Annotated in this window: 17 protein-coding genes; 8 read left to right on the forward strand and 9 right to left on the reverse strand. The window is 38.2% G+C overall.

Translation table 11 applies throughout. From position 1 onward, the window contains the following. Positions 1 to 12 precede the first annotated feature (12 nt). Together ACJVDH_RS04360 and ACJVDH_RS04365 are read right to left on the reverse strand one after the other, a co-directional pair. On the reverse strand, positions 13 to 891 hold the full coding sequence (locus tag ACJVDH_RS04360) for a 1-aminocyclopropane-1-carboxylate deaminase/D-cysteine desulfhydrase (protein WP_443946352.1): 879 nt from the start codon (positions 889 to 891) through the stop codon (positions 13 to 15). A gap of 46 nt (positions 892 to 937) precedes the next feature. Beyond that, a complete protein-coding gene (locus ACJVDH_RS04365; protein WP_443946353.1) occupies positions 938 to 1966 on the reverse strand; it encodes a DUF6588 family protein in 1029 nt (342 codons plus the stop codon). 95 nt (positions 1967 to 2061) lie between these two features. Here ACJVDH_RS04365 and ACJVDH_RS04370 point away from each other — a divergent pair, with 95 nt between their 5' ends. Both ACJVDH_RS04370 and ACJVDH_RS04375 read left to right on the forward strand, forming a co-directional pair. Beyond that, positions 2062 to 3090, forward strand: a complete 1029-nt coding sequence (locus tag ACJVDH_RS04370; protein WP_443946354.1) for an RluA family pseudouridine synthase — start codon at positions 2062 to 2064, stop codon at positions 3088 to 3090. Between the two features lie 3 nt (positions 3091 to 3093). After that, on the forward strand, positions 3094 to 3933 hold the full coding sequence (locus ACJVDH_RS04375) for an aminotransferase class IV (RefSeq protein WP_443946355.1): 840 nt from the start codon (positions 3094 to 3096) through the stop codon (positions 3931 to 3933). A 28-nt stretch (positions 3934 to 3961) separates the two neighbouring features. Here ACJVDH_RS04375 and fmt read toward each other — a convergent pair whose 3' ends face one another. After that, entirely contained in the window at positions 3962 to 4870 is a 909-nt protein-coding gene (gene fmt / locus ACJVDH_RS04380; RefSeq protein ID WP_443946356.1) for a methionyl-tRNA formyltransferase, read from the reverse strand. A gap of 97 nt (positions 4871 to 4967) precedes the next feature. Here fmt and ACJVDH_RS04385 point away from each other — a divergent pair, with 97 nt between their 5' ends. Both ACJVDH_RS04385 and ACJVDH_RS04390 read left to right on the forward strand, forming a co-directional pair. Then, positions 4968 to 6011 (forward strand): DNA topoisomerase IB, encoded by a 1044-nt coding sequence (locus tag ACJVDH_RS04385; RefSeq protein ID WP_443946357.1) that lies wholly within the window; start codon positions 4968 to 4970, stop codon positions 6009 to 6011. A gap of 20 nt (positions 6012 to 6031) precedes the next feature. Further along, positions 6032 to 7888, forward strand: coding sequence for a PAS domain-containing sensor histidine kinase (locus tag ACJVDH_RS04390; RefSeq protein WP_443946358.1), 1857 nt, complete (start codon positions 6032 to 6034; stop codon positions 7886 to 7888). 22 nt (positions 7889 to 7910) lie between these two features. Here the strand turns inward: ACJVDH_RS04390 and ACJVDH_RS04395 are convergent, their stop codons facing one another. Continuing rightward, complete coding sequence (locus ACJVDH_RS04395; protein ID WP_443946359.1) at positions 7911 to 8123, reverse strand: hypothetical protein; 213 nt, start codon at positions 8121 to 8123, stop codon at positions 7911 to 7913. Between the two features lie 98 nt (positions 8124 to 8221). After that, positions 8222 to 9493: an exo-beta-N-acetylmuramidase NamZ family protein gene (locus ACJVDH_RS04400; protein ID WP_443946360.1), complete on the reverse strand. Its 1272-nt coding sequence runs from the start codon at positions 9491 to 9493 to the stop codon at positions 8222 to 8224. Between the two features lie 136 nt (positions 9494 to 9629). On the opposite strand from ACJVDH_RS04400, the gene ACJVDH_RS04405 reads away from it, so the two are divergent. After that, positions 9630 to 10850 carry an ABC transporter permease gene (locus ACJVDH_RS04405; RefSeq protein ID WP_443946361.1) on the forward strand — a complete coding sequence of 407 codons (1221 nt, stop codon included), beginning with the start codon at positions 9630 to 9632 and terminating at the stop codon, positions 10848 to 10850. On the opposite strand, the gene ACJVDH_RS04410 is transcribed toward ACJVDH_RS04405, so the two are convergent. Then, positions 10851 to 11651 carry a tRNA pseudouridine synthase A gene (locus ACJVDH_RS04410; RefSeq protein ID WP_443946362.1) on the reverse strand — a complete coding sequence of 267 codons (801 nt, stop codon included), beginning with the start codon at positions 11649 to 11651 and terminating at the stop codon, positions 10851 to 10853. It lies immediately after the preceding gene. Between the two features lie 175 nt (positions 11652 to 11826). On the opposite strand from ACJVDH_RS04410, the gene ACJVDH_RS04415 reads away from it, so the two are divergent. Continuing rightward, on the forward strand, positions 11827 to 13572 hold the full coding sequence (locus tag ACJVDH_RS04415) for a diadenylate cyclase (RefSeq protein WP_443946363.1): 1746 nt from the start codon (positions 11827 to 11829) through the stop codon (positions 13570 to 13572). Positions 13573 to 13589: 17 nt separating this feature from the next. After that, positions 13590 to 13961: a YchJ family protein gene (locus ACJVDH_RS04420; RefSeq protein WP_443946364.1), complete on the forward strand. Its 372-nt coding sequence runs from the start codon at positions 13590 to 13592 to the stop codon at positions 13959 to 13961. Here ACJVDH_RS04420 and ACJVDH_RS04425 read toward each other — a convergent pair. Further along, positions 13955 to 15046, reverse strand: a complete 1092-nt coding sequence (locus tag ACJVDH_RS04425) for an ATP-binding protein (RefSeq protein WP_443946365.1) — start codon at positions 15044 to 15046, stop codon at positions 13955 to 13957. The two genes, ACJVDH_RS04420 and ACJVDH_RS04425, sit on opposite strands and share 7 nt — an antisense overlap. An 85-nt stretch (positions 15047 to 15131) precedes the next feature. Continuing rightward, the gene (gene mazG, locus ACJVDH_RS04430) at positions 15132 to 15935 is read right to left on the reverse strand and encodes a nucleoside triphosphate pyrophosphohydrolase (protein WP_443946366.1); all 804 of its coding nucleotides are present in this window, start codon (positions 15933 to 15935) and stop codon (positions 15132 to 15134) included. A 32-nt stretch (positions 15936 to 15967) separates the two neighbouring features. Between mazG and ACJVDH_RS04435 the strand changes: the two genes are divergently transcribed. Next, positions 15968 to 16093, forward strand: coding sequence for a hypothetical protein (locus ACJVDH_RS04435; RefSeq protein ID WP_443946367.1), 126 nt, complete (start codon positions 15968 to 15970; stop codon positions 16091 to 16093). A 223-nt stretch (positions 16094 to 16316) separates the two neighbouring features. On the opposite strand, the gene ACJVDH_RS04440 is transcribed toward ACJVDH_RS04435, so the two are convergent. Next, a complete protein-coding gene (locus ACJVDH_RS04440) occupies positions 16317 to 17429 on the reverse strand; it encodes an AI-2E family transporter (protein ID WP_443946368.1) in 1113 nt (370 codons plus the stop codon). Positions 17430 to 17434 lie beyond the last annotated feature (5 nt).

Here is a 17434-nt window from a genome sequence, read left to right on the forward strand (position 1 = left end):
TTGCCGCATACCTTAAATCTGGGCAAACTTTTCTTTCATCCCTAAAATTCCCATTAAGCCGCCGGTATGTATTGCCAGAATTTTAGCATCTGGTTTTAGAATTTTTTGCACTTGCAGGTCTGAAATGGCATAAAACATTTTCGCTGTATATACCGGATCAATTAGGACTCCGGTGGTTTTAGCAAAGTTTTTTATAAAAGCAATCAGCTCTTGAGTTGTTTTTGCATATCCTCCGAAATGATAATCCAGGTGCAGTTCAATATCGTCGCCTAAAGGCAAATACTTTTCTATTTCTTCGCCAATAAAAGAACCACCTTTTAATACAGGCACAACGTGCAATTTTGTTGACAATCGCTGGGTACGTATGCCAGCCAATAAACCTGCGGCAGTTGTACCGGTTCCGGCTGCGCAAAAGATGTGATCAAATACCTCTGGCAATTCTTCTATAATTTCTGCACAACCAACTGTAGCTTCAAAAGATGCGCCACCTTCATCAATAAAAAAAGTATCCGGATATTTGCCGAAACGATTGTTATAAAGTGCATGTTTATCGCGATAGCTGTCCCGATCAACAAAAATCAGTTCCATTCCAAAAATGCTGCACATGCTTAACATTTCATTTACAACGCTTTCGCCACGTATAAAAGCTGTTGCACGCAAACCGCTTTTACTGGCCGCCGCCGCAGTAGCAAGTACGTGATTGGAATATGCACCGCCAAATGTAACCAGATGTGTTTTTTTCTGTGCATTGGCAGCTGCCAGAAGATACTTCAACTTTCGCCATTTATTGCCAGAAATAAACGGATCTATAGTATCATCCCGTTTTACGAATAGGTTTGAAAAGGGCGAAATGATAAGTTGCTCAACAGCACTATTTAAATTTGTAAACACATCCAAAAATAAAAAACACTTGATAAAAACTGGTAAATAGTAAAACTTATTGTCCGGTGCCAAAGGCAATACCAGCGTTTACCAGATTGTATTTCGCTGCGGTATATGAACTATAAAATTTAAAAAAACCAAATTTTAGCTGGAAACCAATACTGGCGCGTACGCCATCTACGTCGGTTTGTTTTACCGAAATTGGATCTATGTACGTTGCGGAGGTTCCGTTACCGGTATCAAATCTGTAAGTGCCCAATGCGCGTAGATCGGTTTGTGCATTTTGATAGCCAATACTTGCAAAAGGTGTAAAAAAAGCAATTTGTTTAGATACAATTGCATCAACATTTACTCCATTAAATTTGGCGCTAATACGTTGATCGGAGTTTGCAGCATTATCAATATTGATCGGTAAATGGTATTTATATTGTGTAAAACCACCGGCAATGGCAATATCAACCGGCACCAATTTTTCTGTAGCACCTAAAATGAGTGGCAAAATTTCTACTTTAGCACCAACACCAATCATGGATAAATCGCCAAGATCGCTTCCTAGTTTTATCTTCGGCATTGCCCTTAAGGTAATATCTATATTTTTGGGTAAGCCAAGTGTTGCCTGTATTTGGGCAGAAGGCACAACATGAAAACCTAAACCTTGTGGTAAGTTAAAAAATGTTGTAGTAGGTAAGCCATTACTTGTATATACTTGCATGCGCGCGCCTTCTGTATCGTTGCCAAAAGCGGTTGGTCCAACAGAGCCAGAGCCTGTTGCCGGCCGTATATTTTGCAAACCCAATGTATTTACATCATAAGAACGGTTGCCTTGTGGTACAAATGCCGTTCCTGCAGAAACGCGAACCTCAAAACGCAGAAAACCTTTGGATTTTGCCGTATTGGTCCAGCCATCTGAAAGGCCGACGCCAAGTCCTTTATACAAAGGATCAAAGTAGGCATTGATTAATTTTGTGGCATCTTGCGGCCCGGATTTGAATAATGCACCTACATCGGTTTGTGCCATTACACCATTCGCTAATGTCAACATGCTGATCGTCAGTGTGGTGTTTAAGATCCTTTGATTTCTCATAGAAGTTAGATGTTGGATTAAAGAATATAAATAAATCGTTGCCTGGTAATTTAAAATGACAACAAAACATACATCTAAAAGTTTATTTTTGCAGCATGGAAAATGTGGTTGAATTGCAGGAATCGGAAGAGCAGGAATTGTATGAACATTTAAGGATCGTTGTAGATAAGGGGCAGTCATTACTCCGTATTGATAAGTTTCTGATGGTTCGGGTAGAAAATGCCTCGCGCAACCGCATTCAAAATGCAATTGATGCCGGTAATGTACTGGTAAACCAAAAACAAATTAAACCAAGTTATAAGGTTAAACCATTTGATGAAATTTCTGTGGTTTTGCCTCATCCGCCGCGCGATACCGAGGTTTATCCTGAAGATATCCCGCTGGATATTGTATACGAAGACAATGATTTGCTGGTGGTAAATAAAGTAGCCGGAATGGTGGTGCATCCTGGGTTTAACAACTATACCGGTACTTTGGTAAATGCATTGGCTTTCCATTTTGAGCAATTGCCACAGTTGCCCGGAAATGACGGTAGGCCAGGTTTGGTTCACCGTATCGATAAAGACACGTCTGGTTTGTTGCTCATCAGCAAAAACGAGAAATCTATTACCCATTTGGCAAAACAATTTTTTGACCACAGCATCACCCGTAAATACATTGCTTTGGTTTGGGGCGATATTGAAGACGGAGGTACGGTAAGCGGATACATTGGACGCAGTGCGAAAGACAGGCGCATAATGGATGTTTATGATGATGAAGAGAAAGGAAAATGGTCTGTAACACATTATACCGTTTTAGAACGATTGGGTTATGTAACCTTAATTAGCTGCCAGCTGGAAACCGGTCGCACACATCAAATCCGTGCGCACATGCAACACATTGGCCATCCACTTTTTAACGATGCCATGTACGGAGGAGACAAAATTCTAAAAGGAACTACCTTTAATAAATACAAACAGTTTGTAGACAATTGTTTTGAATTGTTGCCAAGGCAGGCGTTACATGCGCAAACGCTTGGTTTTATCCATCCTACGAGCAAAGAATACATGCACTTTGAATCTCCATTGCCCGAAGATTTTAAAGCTGCATTAACAAAATGGCAAAATTATACCGCTACCGTTTAATCTATGTCTCAACAATTTCTTTTGTTTAATGATGAGTTTCATGCGGTAGAATCGCCTCTGCTCCCGGCGTCTAACCGGGGTTTTAAATTCGGCGATGGTCTTTTTGAAAGTATGCGGATGATAAACCATAAATTACAGTTTGCAGATTTACATGCCGATCGCTTAATTGCTGGTATGAAAGCTTTAAAAATTGACGGACATGCGTTAATGGACGATTATTTTTTAAGGCAGAAAACTGCCGATCTGAATAAACGCAACCGCTGGAATGGAAATGTGCGTTTCAGGTTATCGGTTTACCGCGAAGGTTCCGGAGTATATACGCCAGAAATTAATAAAGCAGGCTATACACTTGAAGGTATTCCGTTAAAAAGCAACCAATATGATCTGAATAGTAAAGGATTAATTATAGATGTGTTTGATGAGATGACCAAACCTATCAATAAATTGGCCAACTATAAAACTTCTAACGCGTTACTTTATGTCATGGCAGGGCTTTTCAAAAGCCAGAACCGGTTAGATGAAGCCATGATTTTAAATCAAAATGGCTTTTTATGCGAAAGCATTAGTGCGAATGTTTTCGTGGTTTACGACAAAAAAGTATACACGCCAGCATTAACAGAAGGCTGTGTAAGCGGCGTAATGCGTACTGCTGTGATGCAATTGGCTAAAATGAACGATATTCCGCTGATAGAAGCGCAGATTAGTCCGGAGATTTTGAAAGAAGCAGAAGAAGTTTTCATTACAAATGCTACCCAAGGTATTCAATGGATTATGGGATATGGCCGTAAACGGTACTTCAATGAAATTTCTAAGTTTTTGAGCGAGAAACTAAATAGATTTTAACGTTACAAGTAATTTTTGCGGGGGTGGTTTATAAACGCACGCCCCGTAAAAAATCTTCTACAGACATTCTCTTTTTCCCTTCGTACTGGATATCTGTCAGTTTTAAAAAACCGTCTTTGGTTGCAAATTTTAAATAGGTTTTTCCATCAGTTAAAAAAGCACCCGGTGTAATTGCAGGTTCTTTATTTTCTATTTCTGCGGCAAAAATCTTCAGTATTTTTTCATTCAGCGTGGTAAAAGCAGTAGGGTACGGACTTAAACCTCTTATTTTGTTGTAAACGGTTTGGACAGACTGGTTCCAATCCAGTTTGCAATCTTCTTTAAATATTTTTGGAGCATGTTTAAGTGTATCGTTCATCGGCTGCGGCTGCTCATTTACAATACCAGTTTCTACAGCTTTCAAGGTGGTTACAATCAGCTGCGCACCAACATTCATTAACTTATCGTGTAATTCGCCGGCAGATTCATCATCGCCTATGGCTACTGTTTCACTTAGAATAATATTGCCGGTATCGATTTCATGTGTCAGAAAAAAAGTAGTTACACCGCTTTCTTTTTCCCCATTAATAATGGCATGGTTAATTGGTGCCGCACCGCGATATTGCGGCAATAAAGAGCCATGGAGATTTATCGTGCCCTTTGGTGGCATGTTCCAGACCAATTCTGGCAGCATTCTAAATGCAACCACTACTTGTACATCTGCGTGGTAAGATTTGAGCGTTTCCAGGAATTCTGGGTTTTTAAGTTTCTCAGGTTGTAATACCGGAATTTCATGCTCTACAGCGTATTTTTTAACTGCGCTCTCATTCAGTTTCTGTCCGCGGCCGGCAGGTTTATCCGGTGCAGTTACTACAGCGACAACATCAAAATTTGCTTTAATCAAAGCATCTAAACTGGCCACGGCAAAATCAGGCGTACCCATGAAAACTATTTTCATATAATTATGTTAGTTTCTAAACGATAAAAAAACAACGCGTTTAAACGCATTTGTGTTTTACAAAATAACTAAAAATAAATCATCCTTATAGGTTAAAATGGTACAGGGGAAAGAGGTTGTAAAGGCCAGCGGATTGGTATATGTTACCGATTCTATGCCAGGTATTTATAGAAATGGGAAGCCTGGAAAGTTTATTTATGTAGATAAAAGCGGCGAAAAAGTAAAAGATGAAAAGCAGCTTTTACGAATCAAATCGCTGGTTATCCCACCTGCTTGGCAAGATGTTTGGATTGCTACAAAACCCAATGCTTATTTACAAGTTACCGGAATAGATGCTGCCGGTAGAAAACAATACAAATATCATCCGAAATGGGTAAGCAGACGATCAGAAGATAAATATTTCCGTTTATTTGAATTTGGCCAGGTTTTGCCACAAGCGAGGAAAAATTTACTGAAAGATTTAAAACGAAAAGAAATGGACGAACGTAAGGTTCTGGCCATTTGCGTTGATGTACTTCAGAAAACACTCATCCGCGTAGGTAACGAGAATTACAAACAATTATATGGCTCTTTCGGCTTAACAACCTTAAGGGATAAACATGTTAAAATTGAAGGCAGCAAGATAAAAATGGATTTTATCGGCAAAAAAGGCGTTAAACAAAGTGTTCAGTTGAACGACAGGTCTTTAGCCCGTTTAATAAAAAAATGCCGAGACATTCCGGGGCAGGAATTGTTTCAGTTTTATACCGATGGAAAAAACCATACAGGAGTAGATTCCGGAAAAATTAACCAGTATATTAAAGAAATAACCGGAAGCGATTTTACCGCAAAAGATTTCCGGACATGGGGTGGGACTTTGGAAGCACTAAGGCAGTTTGCAAATTGCAGTGTAGACGAAGGAGTGGCATTAAATACAAAAAAAATGGTTGTACAGGTTTTAGATTGCGTAGCAAAAAAACTGGGCAATACCAGAGCCGTTTGTAAAAGTTCTTACGTATATCCTTTACTGATCACAGCTTACGAAAATAACGATTTGGAGAAGTACCTTAAAAAGATGAATAAATCCAAAAAAATTGAAAATACTGGATTAGAAGCAGACGAAAAAATTTTGCTCTCATTTTTACGTGCTAGCGCTAAATAAGCTTTTATATTTGTTTAATTATGCAGAATACCGCGAACTTTGAGTCTACCGAAATCTTTAATATCGTTATAGAAGAATCACCAATGCCCATCGCTTTATACGTGGGTAAAGAGATGATTGTCCAGGTAGCCAACCGTGCAATTCTTTCTGCATGGGGAAAAGATGCGTCCGTAATTGGCTTGCCATTGGCAGAAGCCGTACCTGAACTGGACGGGCAGCCATTTCTGGAAATTTTAAACCAAGTTTTTACCACGGGCAAAGCCTATGAAGCCAAAGAAGATGCGGTGACTTTAAGCAAAGATGGTGTGCTGGTCAATTACTATTTCGATTTTACATATAAACCACTTAAAAATGCGCAAGGCGAAGTTTGGGCAATTTTAAATAATGCAACTGATGTGACGGATTTGGTGAACACACGGCTTCAGATTGAAGAAAGTGAAGAGCTTTTCCGTCAGATGATTCAAGGTGCACCTATTGCCATTGGCATTTTGCGCGGTCCCGAATTAAAAATTGAACAAGCCAATGATGAGCTTTTGCGCGTGTGGGGCAAAACAACTTCGGTACTTGGAATGCCACTTTTAGAAGCATTGCCGGAAATTGTAGGTCAGTCTTTTCCAGGTATTCTTCACCAGGTTTACGAAACTGGTATTGCGCATTACGATTCAGAAGCACTCGCAAAACTGGAACATCAAGGCTTGTTGAGCGACTACTATTTCAACTTTGTTTACGATCCATTACGCGATAAAAATGGCCAGGTTAGCGGAATTATGATTGTAGCAAGCGAAGTAACGCCACAAGTAAACTCAAGGCAGGAAATCGTTAAAAGCGAAGATCGATTTAAAAATCTTTTACTCGAAATGCCTATTGCAACGGCCTACTATGAAACAGAAGATATCATAATAAAACTTGCCAACGCAGAAATGTTAAAATTTTGGGGTCGCGGTACAGAAGTAATTGGTCATCCAATGGAAAAGGCAATTCCAGAGTTGGTGGAGCAACCATTTATAGATATTCTTAAAGAAGTCTTTCGCTCTGGTAAAGCCTATCATGCCGATCAACAATCGGCAGAATTGCTGGTAGATGGTAAGCTTAAAACTTCCTGGTTTAATTTTACCTATAAGCCTTTAAGAAATGCACAGGGCGAAGTTTATGCAATTTTGCATGCCGCAATGGATGTAACCAACCAGGTCATGTTGCAGAAACAAAAAGACAATTTCCTTGGTATTGCCAGTCATGAACTTAAAACACCCGTAACCAGTATTAAGGCATATGCGCAGGTTTTGGAGCGGATGATTAGAAATGATGGCGACGCAGGTAAGGCAGATATGGTCAAGAAAATGGATCTTCAGATTAACCGGTTGACAACCCTGATTGGCGATTTGCTTGATGTAACCAAAATTCAATCCGGAAGGATGGCATTTTCTCCTATACATTTTGAATTTGATGAACTTATCGGAGAAATTATTGAAGTCATTCAACACACAACCTCGCAGCATGAAATTATGGCCAGTTTGCAAACCGGCGCCACGTTATTTTACGATAAAGAGCGAATTGGCCAGGTTTTGATTAACTTTTTGTCTAATGCAATAAAATACTCAATAGATGCCAATCCCATTATAGTTAATGCCGTTGTAATTAATGATGAGGTGATTTTGAGTGTACAGGATTTTGGTGTTGGTATTGATACAGAATCTCAACCTTTTGTTTTCGATCAGTTTTATCGCGTAAGCGGAAACCTGCAACATACGTATTCTGGCCTTGGCCTCGGTTTATTCATTTCTGCAGAAATTATTAAACAAGAAGGCGGTAGAATCTGGCTAAATAGTGAAGAGGGGAAAGGTTCTACCTTTTATTTCGCCTTAAAAATCAACACATAAAAAAACCGATGACTTACATCGGTTATTGATCTTTGCTGGGTGCTTTCTTGATAGGTTGTACCGGTTGTTCTTCTTGCTCCCGTTGTTTTGCCGGCTCTTTTGTTTTAGGCGCTTTATTGGGTAAACTGTCGTTGGGTTTTCTAACCGTTTTATGGTCTACCGGTTCTCGTCCTTTCGGCACTTCTTCTTCGTAATTACTTCCGGGTTTATCGCTTTTTTCTTTTGGTCCAGTCATGATTGTATTCCTTTCTAAAAAGGTGAAGCAACGAACGTTTGTCCATTGCCCCACTGTTTTTTAATCCTGTTTATACAACACTACTTTTACCACATTGTTTATGGATACAATAAATATTTTTTACGCCTTTTTTTATAGGATTCTAATCCTGGCGCCCAGCTTGCTCTAATTTCAGCTTCAGATTTTCCATCAATTACTTGTTGCCTGAAATCTGCTACACCAACTAATCTTTCTATTACCCCCATTTCTTTACTCAGTTTGGTGTTGAAAAAGTCTTCTTTTTTCGGCGAGGCCTGATAAAGTTCTAATAACCAACTTAGATTGAGTTGTCTGGATTCACGCAGTTTTGCCACATCATATGTTCGCAAATCCAGTCCGTAACAAACCTGATTTTGAAACAATGGCGTTTCTGACATGCCTTTTATACTTTTCGGCGTAAAACTGAAATCGAATTTACCCTTTAGATAAGGCGCACCAACAATTGTAAATGGAAATAAGGTGCCACGTCCGTGGTTTAGGTAAGTTCCTTCAAACAAGCAAGTTGTTGGATAAAGCAATATGGCTTGCTGTGTATTTAGGTTAGGTGATGGTTTTACAGGCAACTCATACTCCATATCATGGTTGTAGTTTGCATTTTTGATCACCGTTATTTTGCATTTTATTTTGTCTTTCAACCAGCCTTCGCCGTTTAGCATTTGTGCATATTCACCAACGGTTAAACCATGCGCAATAGGAATAGGCTGAATACCAATACCCGATTTATATTTAGGATCTAATATTGGTCCGTCTATTAAATATCCATTGGGGTTCGGGCGATCCAGAATTAACACCTCTTTCTTATTTAATGCACAAGCCTCCATTACGTGTTGCAGCGTGTTAATATAAGTATAGAATCTTACGCCAACATCCTGAATATCAAATATCATAACGTCTATATCTGCCAGGTCTTCTGCAGTAGGCGTGCTGTGTTTGCCATATAATGAAATGGCTTTTATACCGGTTTTGGTATCAACAGCGTCATCAACATCTACGCCGGCACTTGCATTGCCGCGAAAGCCATGTTCTGGTCCAAAAATTTTCTGGATTTTAACGCCGCGTTTTAGCAAACTATCTACCGTTGTTTCTTTGCCAATAATAGATGTTGGATTTACAACCATACCTATGCGTTTTCCTTTCAGTAATGGCAGGTATTTTTCCGTTTGCTCTGCACCCGTACGGATGGCACCAACTGCGGGTACGTTGTTGTCAGATGTGTGGGTTGAATGTGGGGTTGTATTCGCCTTTTCGTTATCATCATTTGCTTTTGGCACTTGCCCGCAGGCGGTAAATGCAATTAAGCTCATCAAAACAAAACTTGTATATCTTTTCATGTGTTTTCTATCATTTATCTGTGAATTGATTTCCGGTTTCAACAACAAATTTCTTGAACAAATGGATTAATTTATAGAAGAATGCCTTTAATTAAATAGAATTAAGCATTTTTGCTAAGTTAGTAAAATTATCAAATTGAACTTCGAATATTTCATCGCCCGGCGGGTAGCCATAAAATCAGAACGTACATTCTCTAAGCTCATTGTACGGATTGCCATTGCAGGGGTTATGCTCAGTCTTGCGGTAATGATTTTGAGCGTGGCCATCATCAAAGGTTTTAAAACTGAAATTCAGGACAAAGTACGCGGTTATCTGGGCGATGTTCAAATTACCCGATACGATCTGAATAATTCATTTGAGCATACACCTTTCCGTTTGGATGAAGAAACCAGAAAGCAACTTCGAAGCAATAAAAACGTAGCGTATTTCTATCCTTTTGCTACAAAACCAGCCATACTTTCTGCTAATAAAGAAATTGAGGGAATTAATTTTAAAGGTGTGGATAAAGATTACCGGTGGGATTATATCCGTAAACATTTACTGAATGGCCGGGTAATAAACTTTGCCGATAGTACTGCCGCAATGCAAGAATTGTTGATTTCTGATTATACTGCCAAAAGATTAAAGCTGAAAAGCGGCGACGATTTTATCATGTACTTTGTACAAAATCAACTGAGGCCACGGAAATTTAAAATTGTTGGCGTGTATTCTATTGGTGTTGAAGATATTGATAAAGGTTTTGTGCTGGGCAATATCAACATTGTTAAAAGACTTAATAAGTGGGAAAACGGGGAAGTTGGCGGGATTGAAATCCGCATTAAAGATTTTAGTAAACTGGACGCCGTAGCACAGGGTATTTTTGAAAACCTGCCCAGAAACCTGCGTTCATATTCTATTAAAGAGAACTTCCCGAATATATTTACCTGGCTAGGTTTGCTGGATGTAAATACCCGCGTAATTTTAATTTTAATGTTGATTGTTGGTGTAATTAATATGATTACTGCATTGCTAATTATGATTCTTGAGCGTACCAATATGATCGGAATGCTTAAATCATTTGGTGCAAACAACTGGAGCATTATGAAAATTTTCCTCTATAATGCCGCGTATCTAATTGGAATTGGCCTGCTATTGGGGAATATTCTTGGTTTGGGGTTGGGTTTTCTGCAACAGCAAACACATATTTTTAAGCTCGATCAGTCTTCTTACTTTCTGGCTTATGCACCGGTAGAATTTCATGCAACTGATGTTATTTTCCTAAATCTTACAACGGCCATTTTGTGCTTAATTGTTTTGATTATTCCATCGTTACTTATCAGCAAAGTTTCTCCATTAAAAGCCATTCGGTTTAAGTAACTAAACCTCCAGCCAGTTGGTTCCTTGCATAGCTGTAAGAAACTCTGTACGCGGGGCAAGGTTAAGATATGGATAACTGACTTTAGAAAGGTATAGACCTGTAGCGTGCGCCGGATCTAAAGTTTTAGGCGTTTCTAAAGTAATCAGCAAATTTTCAAATTCATCAACACTCATTTCGCCTTTGCCAACTTTTAAGATTTTGCCCATCAAAATGCGAATCATTTTGCTTAAAAAACGATTACTGGCAATGTGAAAACGAATGCGGTCTGCTTTTGCATTTACAAACAAACCTGCTTCCATCACGTTGCAAATAGTATGTTCATATTTATTTGGCTGAGTACAAAAGGCGCGGTAATCTTTGTATTTCGGCAGGAGGGCAACAACAGCCTTCATTTGGGATAGATTCAGATCTGCATTGAGGTATAAAGAACTTTGCGTACTTAAAAAAGGATCTTTGTAAGTATGTAAGAAATAATCATACTGGCGTTGAACAGCTTCAAAACGGGCGTGTTGCTGGCCATCCATTTTAATGATGTCAAAAATTGCGATGTTTTGGGGCAAAGCTTTATTCATTCTGAAAGCGAGATCAAAATCAAAATCCTGCTCAATATCCGCATGGAAGAAAAACTGGCTGGCATGTACATGTGCATCTGTGCGCCCGCAACCATTAATTGGCGTTGGTACTTTAAGAATTTGCTGTAGAACCTGCTCCAGCGTGCCTTGAACACTAATGGCACTTGGATGTTTTTGCCAGCCATTGTAATGCTGACCTTGATAGGCGATGTGAAAAAAGTATCTCAAAATAAAAAATCTAAGCAAAGATACATAAATGATGCTTTATGCATTGGTTTAAGCCAATCCAGATAAAATTTAAAACGCATTAACTTTTTATTAACAATCTGCTGGCTACGCTTTTAATATATTTGAAGAAAAAGAACGATGTAAAAACTGTACCTAATTAGATTTAAAATAACGTATGGAAAATTACGATAATTTAATGTGGGCGCAGCAGTTGCATTGTCAGATTTCACTTCAGGTGGCGGCAGAAGAACTTTTCAATTCATTAGATGAAAGGTTAATGCCTAAGGTTTTCATTTTAGGGGTAAATATTGATCCGTCTTCAAAAGGCGCATTTGTTAATCTGGAATGTGAGGATTGCGGTTATTGTCCGCTTCATTTTTTACACATCAATAAAACTGTAGAAAGTTACCTGAAAATAATTGATGAATGGGCAGGTGTAGATACAGAATCGGATATTTTAGAAACACTAGGCAATTCTGTTTTAGCAGAAATTCAGAGAACCTTACGCAAGCAACCAAAAAATCTGTTGGTAGAAACTTTTGTATCATCACCAGCGCGGATCAATGGCTATCTTGTTTTTGTAATTACCGAGCTGAATAAAAAGGTGATGAATGGCTTTTATACTTTGAGCCAAAGCCAGAAATCAACCGTAGATGGTTTTAAAACAAGCCGTTCTTTTATTGAAAGCATTATTCAAACCTATCTTGATGCCAGCAACAATGCGCTAAAAGCCAAATCACAATTCGAGTTTAACATATTATCTAAAGGTAGAGATGAACTGGTGAATACTGCGGCCCATAATTTTATGACCACCATTTCTCTTGCTGGTAGAAATGCGCACAATCTACATGTTTTATATGAAGCCTGCAATAGCATTTCTTCTCTTAAATATGAAGGCGAAGAAGGATTAGGGAAAATGATTGTTGCCCACCGAGATCATCCAAATGTGAAACTTGCAATGGCTTTAGAAGAGCCCATTCATATTACAGATTTTAGAAAAGTACGTAAATTTCTGGAACTGGCCGATCATAAACACTGGCTCATTTCAGATTCGGTATTTATTTACGGACTGGGCAGATTGGTGGGCAAATACAATGCACATAACGAGTCTTTATTTGTTATTCATTTCACCAAACACTTTCATTGGGAGGCACTGCATAACGGGAAAATATTAATTTCTGTAGCCTTTCGTACGCCAAGTTTATACAACGAACAAATCAACAAAGAGCGCTTTTATTCTACTATTTCCAGAACCTTTCCGGAGATTGCACGTGAAAGGATTCATGCTCTTTGGGAGATTACATTAGAAGCAACTAAACAAAAACACGGCACTATTCTGGCCATTTCATCTGCAGCAGAGCAAGAAGCAGAACGCCTGAGCAAACAATCTTTCAAGATAAAACCTATTCAACTGAATAAAACCTTGGTTGGGCAACTAAGTTCAATTGATGGTGCAATTTTGTTAGACACCAATAGTATTTGTTACGGCATTGGTGTAATATTGGATGGAATTGCCAATCATTACGGAGATTCATCGCGCGGTGCGCGATTCAATTCGGCTTTACGGTATTATGAACATATGGAAAAAAAAGCGGGCATTGTGCTGGTTGTCCTTTCTGAAGATGGAATGATCAACTTAATACCCGAATTAAAAGACCAGGTAAACCATTCGGCGATTTTGGAAAAAATTAAAGAACTGGAAGTGCTTAGTATTTCTGAACCTAAAGATAGAAGCAAATACAACCGCGTGATGGCTTTTCTAAATCAGCATAGTTTTTATTTCAGTAAGGATGAATGTTTGGCAATTAACGGTTTGAAATCAAAAATTGAAAATAGTTATCGTTTTACAGATGGGATTAAAATGATTTACGATAATTTTGAACCTAATGCGAAAATGAACGCATCTTATTATTTTAAATAAATTTAAAACTGATCAAAATGGATTGTGCCTGCGGAAGCGGAAAACCTTATGCAGGTTGTTGTGCCCCTTATCACCTCAATAAAGAATATGCACCAACAGCAGAAGCGCTAATGCGCTCGCGTTACAGCGCTTTTGTTAAGCAGCAGGCAGATTATCTTTATGAAACCACAGATCCTTTAAAAAGAAACGGAAACAGTAAAAAAGCTTATCTGAAAAGCGCAAAAAATACCAAATGGGTAAAATTAGAAATTGTATTTGCTGTTGAAACTGTGGTGGAATTTAAGGCGTATTACCTGGGCAGAAATTTTAACTTGGAAGTTCTTCACGAAAGGTCAAATTTCCGGAAGGAAAACGGAAAATGGTTTTATGTTGATGGGGAATTTTATTGATTTGGCATTAACAAAAATTCTGTAAAAGTCTCCGGAGAAATGACTTTAGTTTGGACATTTTCATAGGCTTCTAAAAAACTTTTCGGAAATTTTACCTTGGTCTTCGCATTCCATTTAATTTCGTAGGCGGTCATTATTCCGTTTTTTTCCTCGATGTAATCTATTTCTTGCTGAGCGTGTGTACGCCAAAAATACTTATTGCAATTGATTTGCTCGTAGGCAAGCATCTTTTGTCGCTCACTAATCACAAAATTCTCCCATAATTGCCCGATGTCTTGTCTCAATGTTGCCGGACTAAATTGGTTAATGACCGCATTACGAATTCCATTGTCATAGAAATAGATTTTTCTACTTTTTTTTAATTCATTTCGAAGATTTCGGCTTAAAGAATTTAACCTGAAAATAATGAAAGCTTTTTCTAACAAATCGATATACTTTTCCGTAGTTTGATTATCCAGTCCTGTAATTTGTCCGAGTTCATGATAAGATACTTCACTGCCAACCTGAAAAGCAAGTGCCTGTACTAATTTTTCCATTTTATCTGGTTTCTGAATTTTATCCCATGCTAAAATATCTTTATATAAGTAGCTATTTGCAAGTTGCTTTAGTCTAATTTCTTCATGACCTAAATTGTTTACCACTTCTGGATAATAGCCATAAATTAACCTTTGATTAACCAGGCGGGTTTCTGTTAAAAACCCGTGCGTATTCACCATTTCTTGAAAAGAAAAGGGCAATAAATTATACTCCCATTTACGGCCGGTTAAAGGCTCATTAATTTGATTTGCCAATTCAAATGACGATGATCCCGTGGCAATTACTTTAATCTCAGGGATTTGGTCAACGATAATTTTTATAAGTAAACCAATGTTCTGAATTCGTTGCGCCTCATCAATAATCAGCGTTTTGGTTGCACCCAATAATGATCTGAGCAGTGTTGAATTTGGGTCGATTAACCAAGTACGAATATCGGCGTCGTCGCCATTCCAAATGGTTACTGGAGTATTAAAATTGCTAGAAATTTGCTGTGGCGCGGACCAAGTATCATGATTGATTTGCGGTCTTGCAGATTGGAAACAATCCACTTTGATAAAATTCTGTTTACCATAATCGCAAATTTAATATAAATTTTGCGATCTCATTCGCAAAATTTATATTAAATTTGCGATTTTAAAGTTTCTTGGCTTGGTTCCAGTATACGTCCATTTCTGCAAGTGTCATATCAGAAAGTGCTTTGCCATTTTCATTTGCTTTGTTTTCCAGATATTGAAAGCGTTTTATGAATTTTTTATTGGTTTTCTCCAGCGCATTTTCAGGGTTAATATTGATAAAACGTGCGTAATTTATCAATGAAAATAAAACATCGCCAAATTCTGCTTCTGCGCGTTCTGCATCAAAATCGCTATCATTTGCATTAAATTCAGCTTTAAATTCTTGTAATTCTTCTTCAACTTTTTCCCAAACCTGGCTTTTATTTTCCCAATCGAAACCCACTCCGCGTGCTTTTTCCTGAATGCGAGCGGCTTTAACCAATGCTGGTAACGATGCAGGAACACCCGCTAAAACAGATTTATTGCCTTCTTTAAGCTTAATCTGTTCCCAGTTTCGTTTTACATCTTCTTCATCCCGGACCTCAACATCACCATAAATGTGCGGATGGCGGTTTACGAGTTTATCGCAAACACCATTTAATACATCTGTAATGTTGAAATCACCATTTTCTGAAGCAATCCTGGAGTAAAAAACCAGATGCATCATGACATCGCCGAGCTCCTTTCTGATTTCTTCAATGTCGCCGTCTAAAATGGCGTCAGAAAGCTCGTAAGTTTCTTCAATGGTTAAGTGCCTAAGCGTTTCCATAGTTTGTTTTTTATCCCACGGACATTGCGTTCTCAGCGTATCTAAAACGGTAAGCAGTCTTAAAAATGCATCAGCTGGATTATTTGCGCTTGCAGGAATTGGATTGTTTGGCATAATAAAAGGTTTGTGTACAAATATCTAAAACTATGAAATCAATTTTCAACGTTATGGAAAATAAATGGAATGAAAATGAAGTGTATTTTTTATTTATCAGGTTTAAGGCAATTAATATAGTTGCAACAAAAAGCACAACCAATCCCGAAAAGAAATAATACCGGCTATTTTTCCAATCTTTTACTACCTGGTTTTTCGTGCTGCATGGAAAAGAACGAGAGCAGACAGCTGCCCATGAATAAAATTGCGGCAGCAAGTGCAAATTCGTCAATTAAAGAATCATCGTTTACATTTAACTTTTTAAGCGATATAAGAACAATAAAGGACAAGTTTAATAGACTTGCAGAAGTATTTAAAATATGGGCGATTGGTTTTTGGCCTTTAATCTTTTTCTTCCAGTTTAATCTTTTTTGTGATGTGGTAAACGCGTTTTTTCTTCACTGGTTTATGTTCTTCTCCCATTAAAATTCCCCAGGGCTGCAAAGCATCAATCCGGTCGAAAATAATTTTTAAAATGGCCAGGTAAGGAATGCATAGAAACATGCCCGAAATTCCCCATATCATTTCGCCCACTACAATGCCGATAAATGCAATAAGCGCATTGATTTTTACTTTTGAACCTACCACAAGTGGCATAAGGATATTTCCATCTACAGCGTGCACAGCTACAAACACAACTAAAATAAGCAAAACTTTTGCTGCACCTGCGGTTGCAAAGGTGATTAAGCAACTGATTATCAGTGCGAAAAATATGCCCAAATAAGGCACCACATTGAAAATTCCGGTAACTAACCCCAACAAAACGGCATATTTGACGCCGAGTATACTCAGTATCGTGATCATCAATAGCGTTACAATCAGCATCTGTAAAAACAAACCAATGATATATTTTTTGATGATGTATTGAATCTGGCTGGCAATTTCCGCAACCTTTTCTTTATGTTCTTCTTTAAAAACTGAGGTTAAAAAAGTAAACAATACACGACGATAATTGAGTATAAAAAACGTAAAAAGTAAAGTAAAACTCAAAAATAGGAGTGTAGAAGATAATGTAGCTAAAGTAGTAGCAACAATAGTAGCGCTTGTTGCCAGAGCTTTCTCTGTACTGTCGTTCAGGTAAGCCAGCTGTTTATGGGTATTAACACCAAAGGTATGCGAAATCCAAGCCTGCAAATCGTGATAAGATACATTCGCTTTTTCTTTTAACAATGGCCAGTCTGACCAGAGATCGCTTAATTGATTGCCGAAAAAATAGACAATGCTGCCAATTACAAAAATCATCAGCACAACTGAAAAAATTGTAGATAAACTCCTTTTAAACCTACATTTTCTTTCCATGAAATTCGCCGCAGGCAGCAGCAAAATTGCCATTAGAAAAGAAAACAGGAGCGGTGCCAACAACGATTGGCCGAGTACGGCAATGTACGTTAAACTGATCAAACAGAACAGTACAAGGGCAAGTTTTGGCAGAAAAGATAGTTTAATGTCTTTCATAGTGA

This window comes from Pedobacter terrestris, from assembly GCF_052343045.1.
In the GTDB taxonomy this organism is placed as follows: Bacteria; Bacteroidota; Bacteroidia; order Sphingobacteriales; family Sphingobacteriaceae; genus Pedobacter.

Coding starts and splice junctions, on each gene's coding strand:
- ACJVDH_RS04385 (WP_443946357.1), top strand. CDS start 4,968: ATGGTACAGGGGAAAGAGGTTGTAAAGGCCAGCGGATTGGTATATGTT.
- ACJVDH_RS04370 (WP_443946354.1), top strand. CDS start 2,062: ATGGAAAATGTGGTTGAATTGCAGGAATCGGAAGAGCAGGAATTGTAT.
- ACJVDH_RS04365 (WP_443946353.1), bottom strand. CDS start 1,966: ATGAGAAATCAAAGGATCTTAAACACCACACTGACGATCAGCATGTTG.
- ACJVDH_RS04400 (WP_443946360.1), bottom strand. CDS start 9,493: ATGAAAAGATATACAAGTTTTGTTTTGATGAGCTTAATTGCATTTACC.
- fmt (WP_443946356.1), bottom strand. CDS start 4,870: ATGAAAATAGTTTTCATGGGTACGCCTGATTTTGCCGTGGCCAGTTTA.
- ACJVDH_RS04415 (WP_443946363.1), top strand. CDS start 11,827: ATGGAAAATTACGATAATTTAATGTGGGCGCAGCAGTTGCATTGTCAG.
- ACJVDH_RS04420 (WP_443946364.1), top strand. CDS start 13,590: ATGGATTGTGCCTGCGGAAGCGGAAAACCTTATGCAGGTTGTTGTGCC.
- ACJVDH_RS04375 (WP_443946355.1), top strand. CDS start 3,094: ATGTCTCAACAATTTCTTTTGTTTAATGATGAGTTTCATGCGGTAGAA.
- ACJVDH_RS04395 (WP_443946359.1), bottom strand. CDS start 8,123: ATGACTGGACCAAAAGAAAAAAGCGATAAACCCGGAAGTAATTACGAA.
- ACJVDH_RS04435 (WP_443946367.1), top strand. CDS start 15,968: ATGAAATCAATTTTCAACGTTATGGAAAATAAATGGAATGAAAATGAA.
- ACJVDH_RS04440 (WP_443946368.1), bottom strand. CDS start 17,429: ATGAAAGACATTAAACTATCTTTTCTGCCAAAACTTGCCCTTGTACTG.
- mazG (WP_443946366.1), bottom strand. CDS start 15,935: ATGCCAAACAATCCAATTCCTGCAAGCGCAAATAATCCAGCTGATGCA.
- ACJVDH_RS04390 (WP_443946358.1), top strand. CDS start 6,032: ATGCAGAATACCGCGAACTTTGAGTCTACCGAAATCTTTAATATCGTT.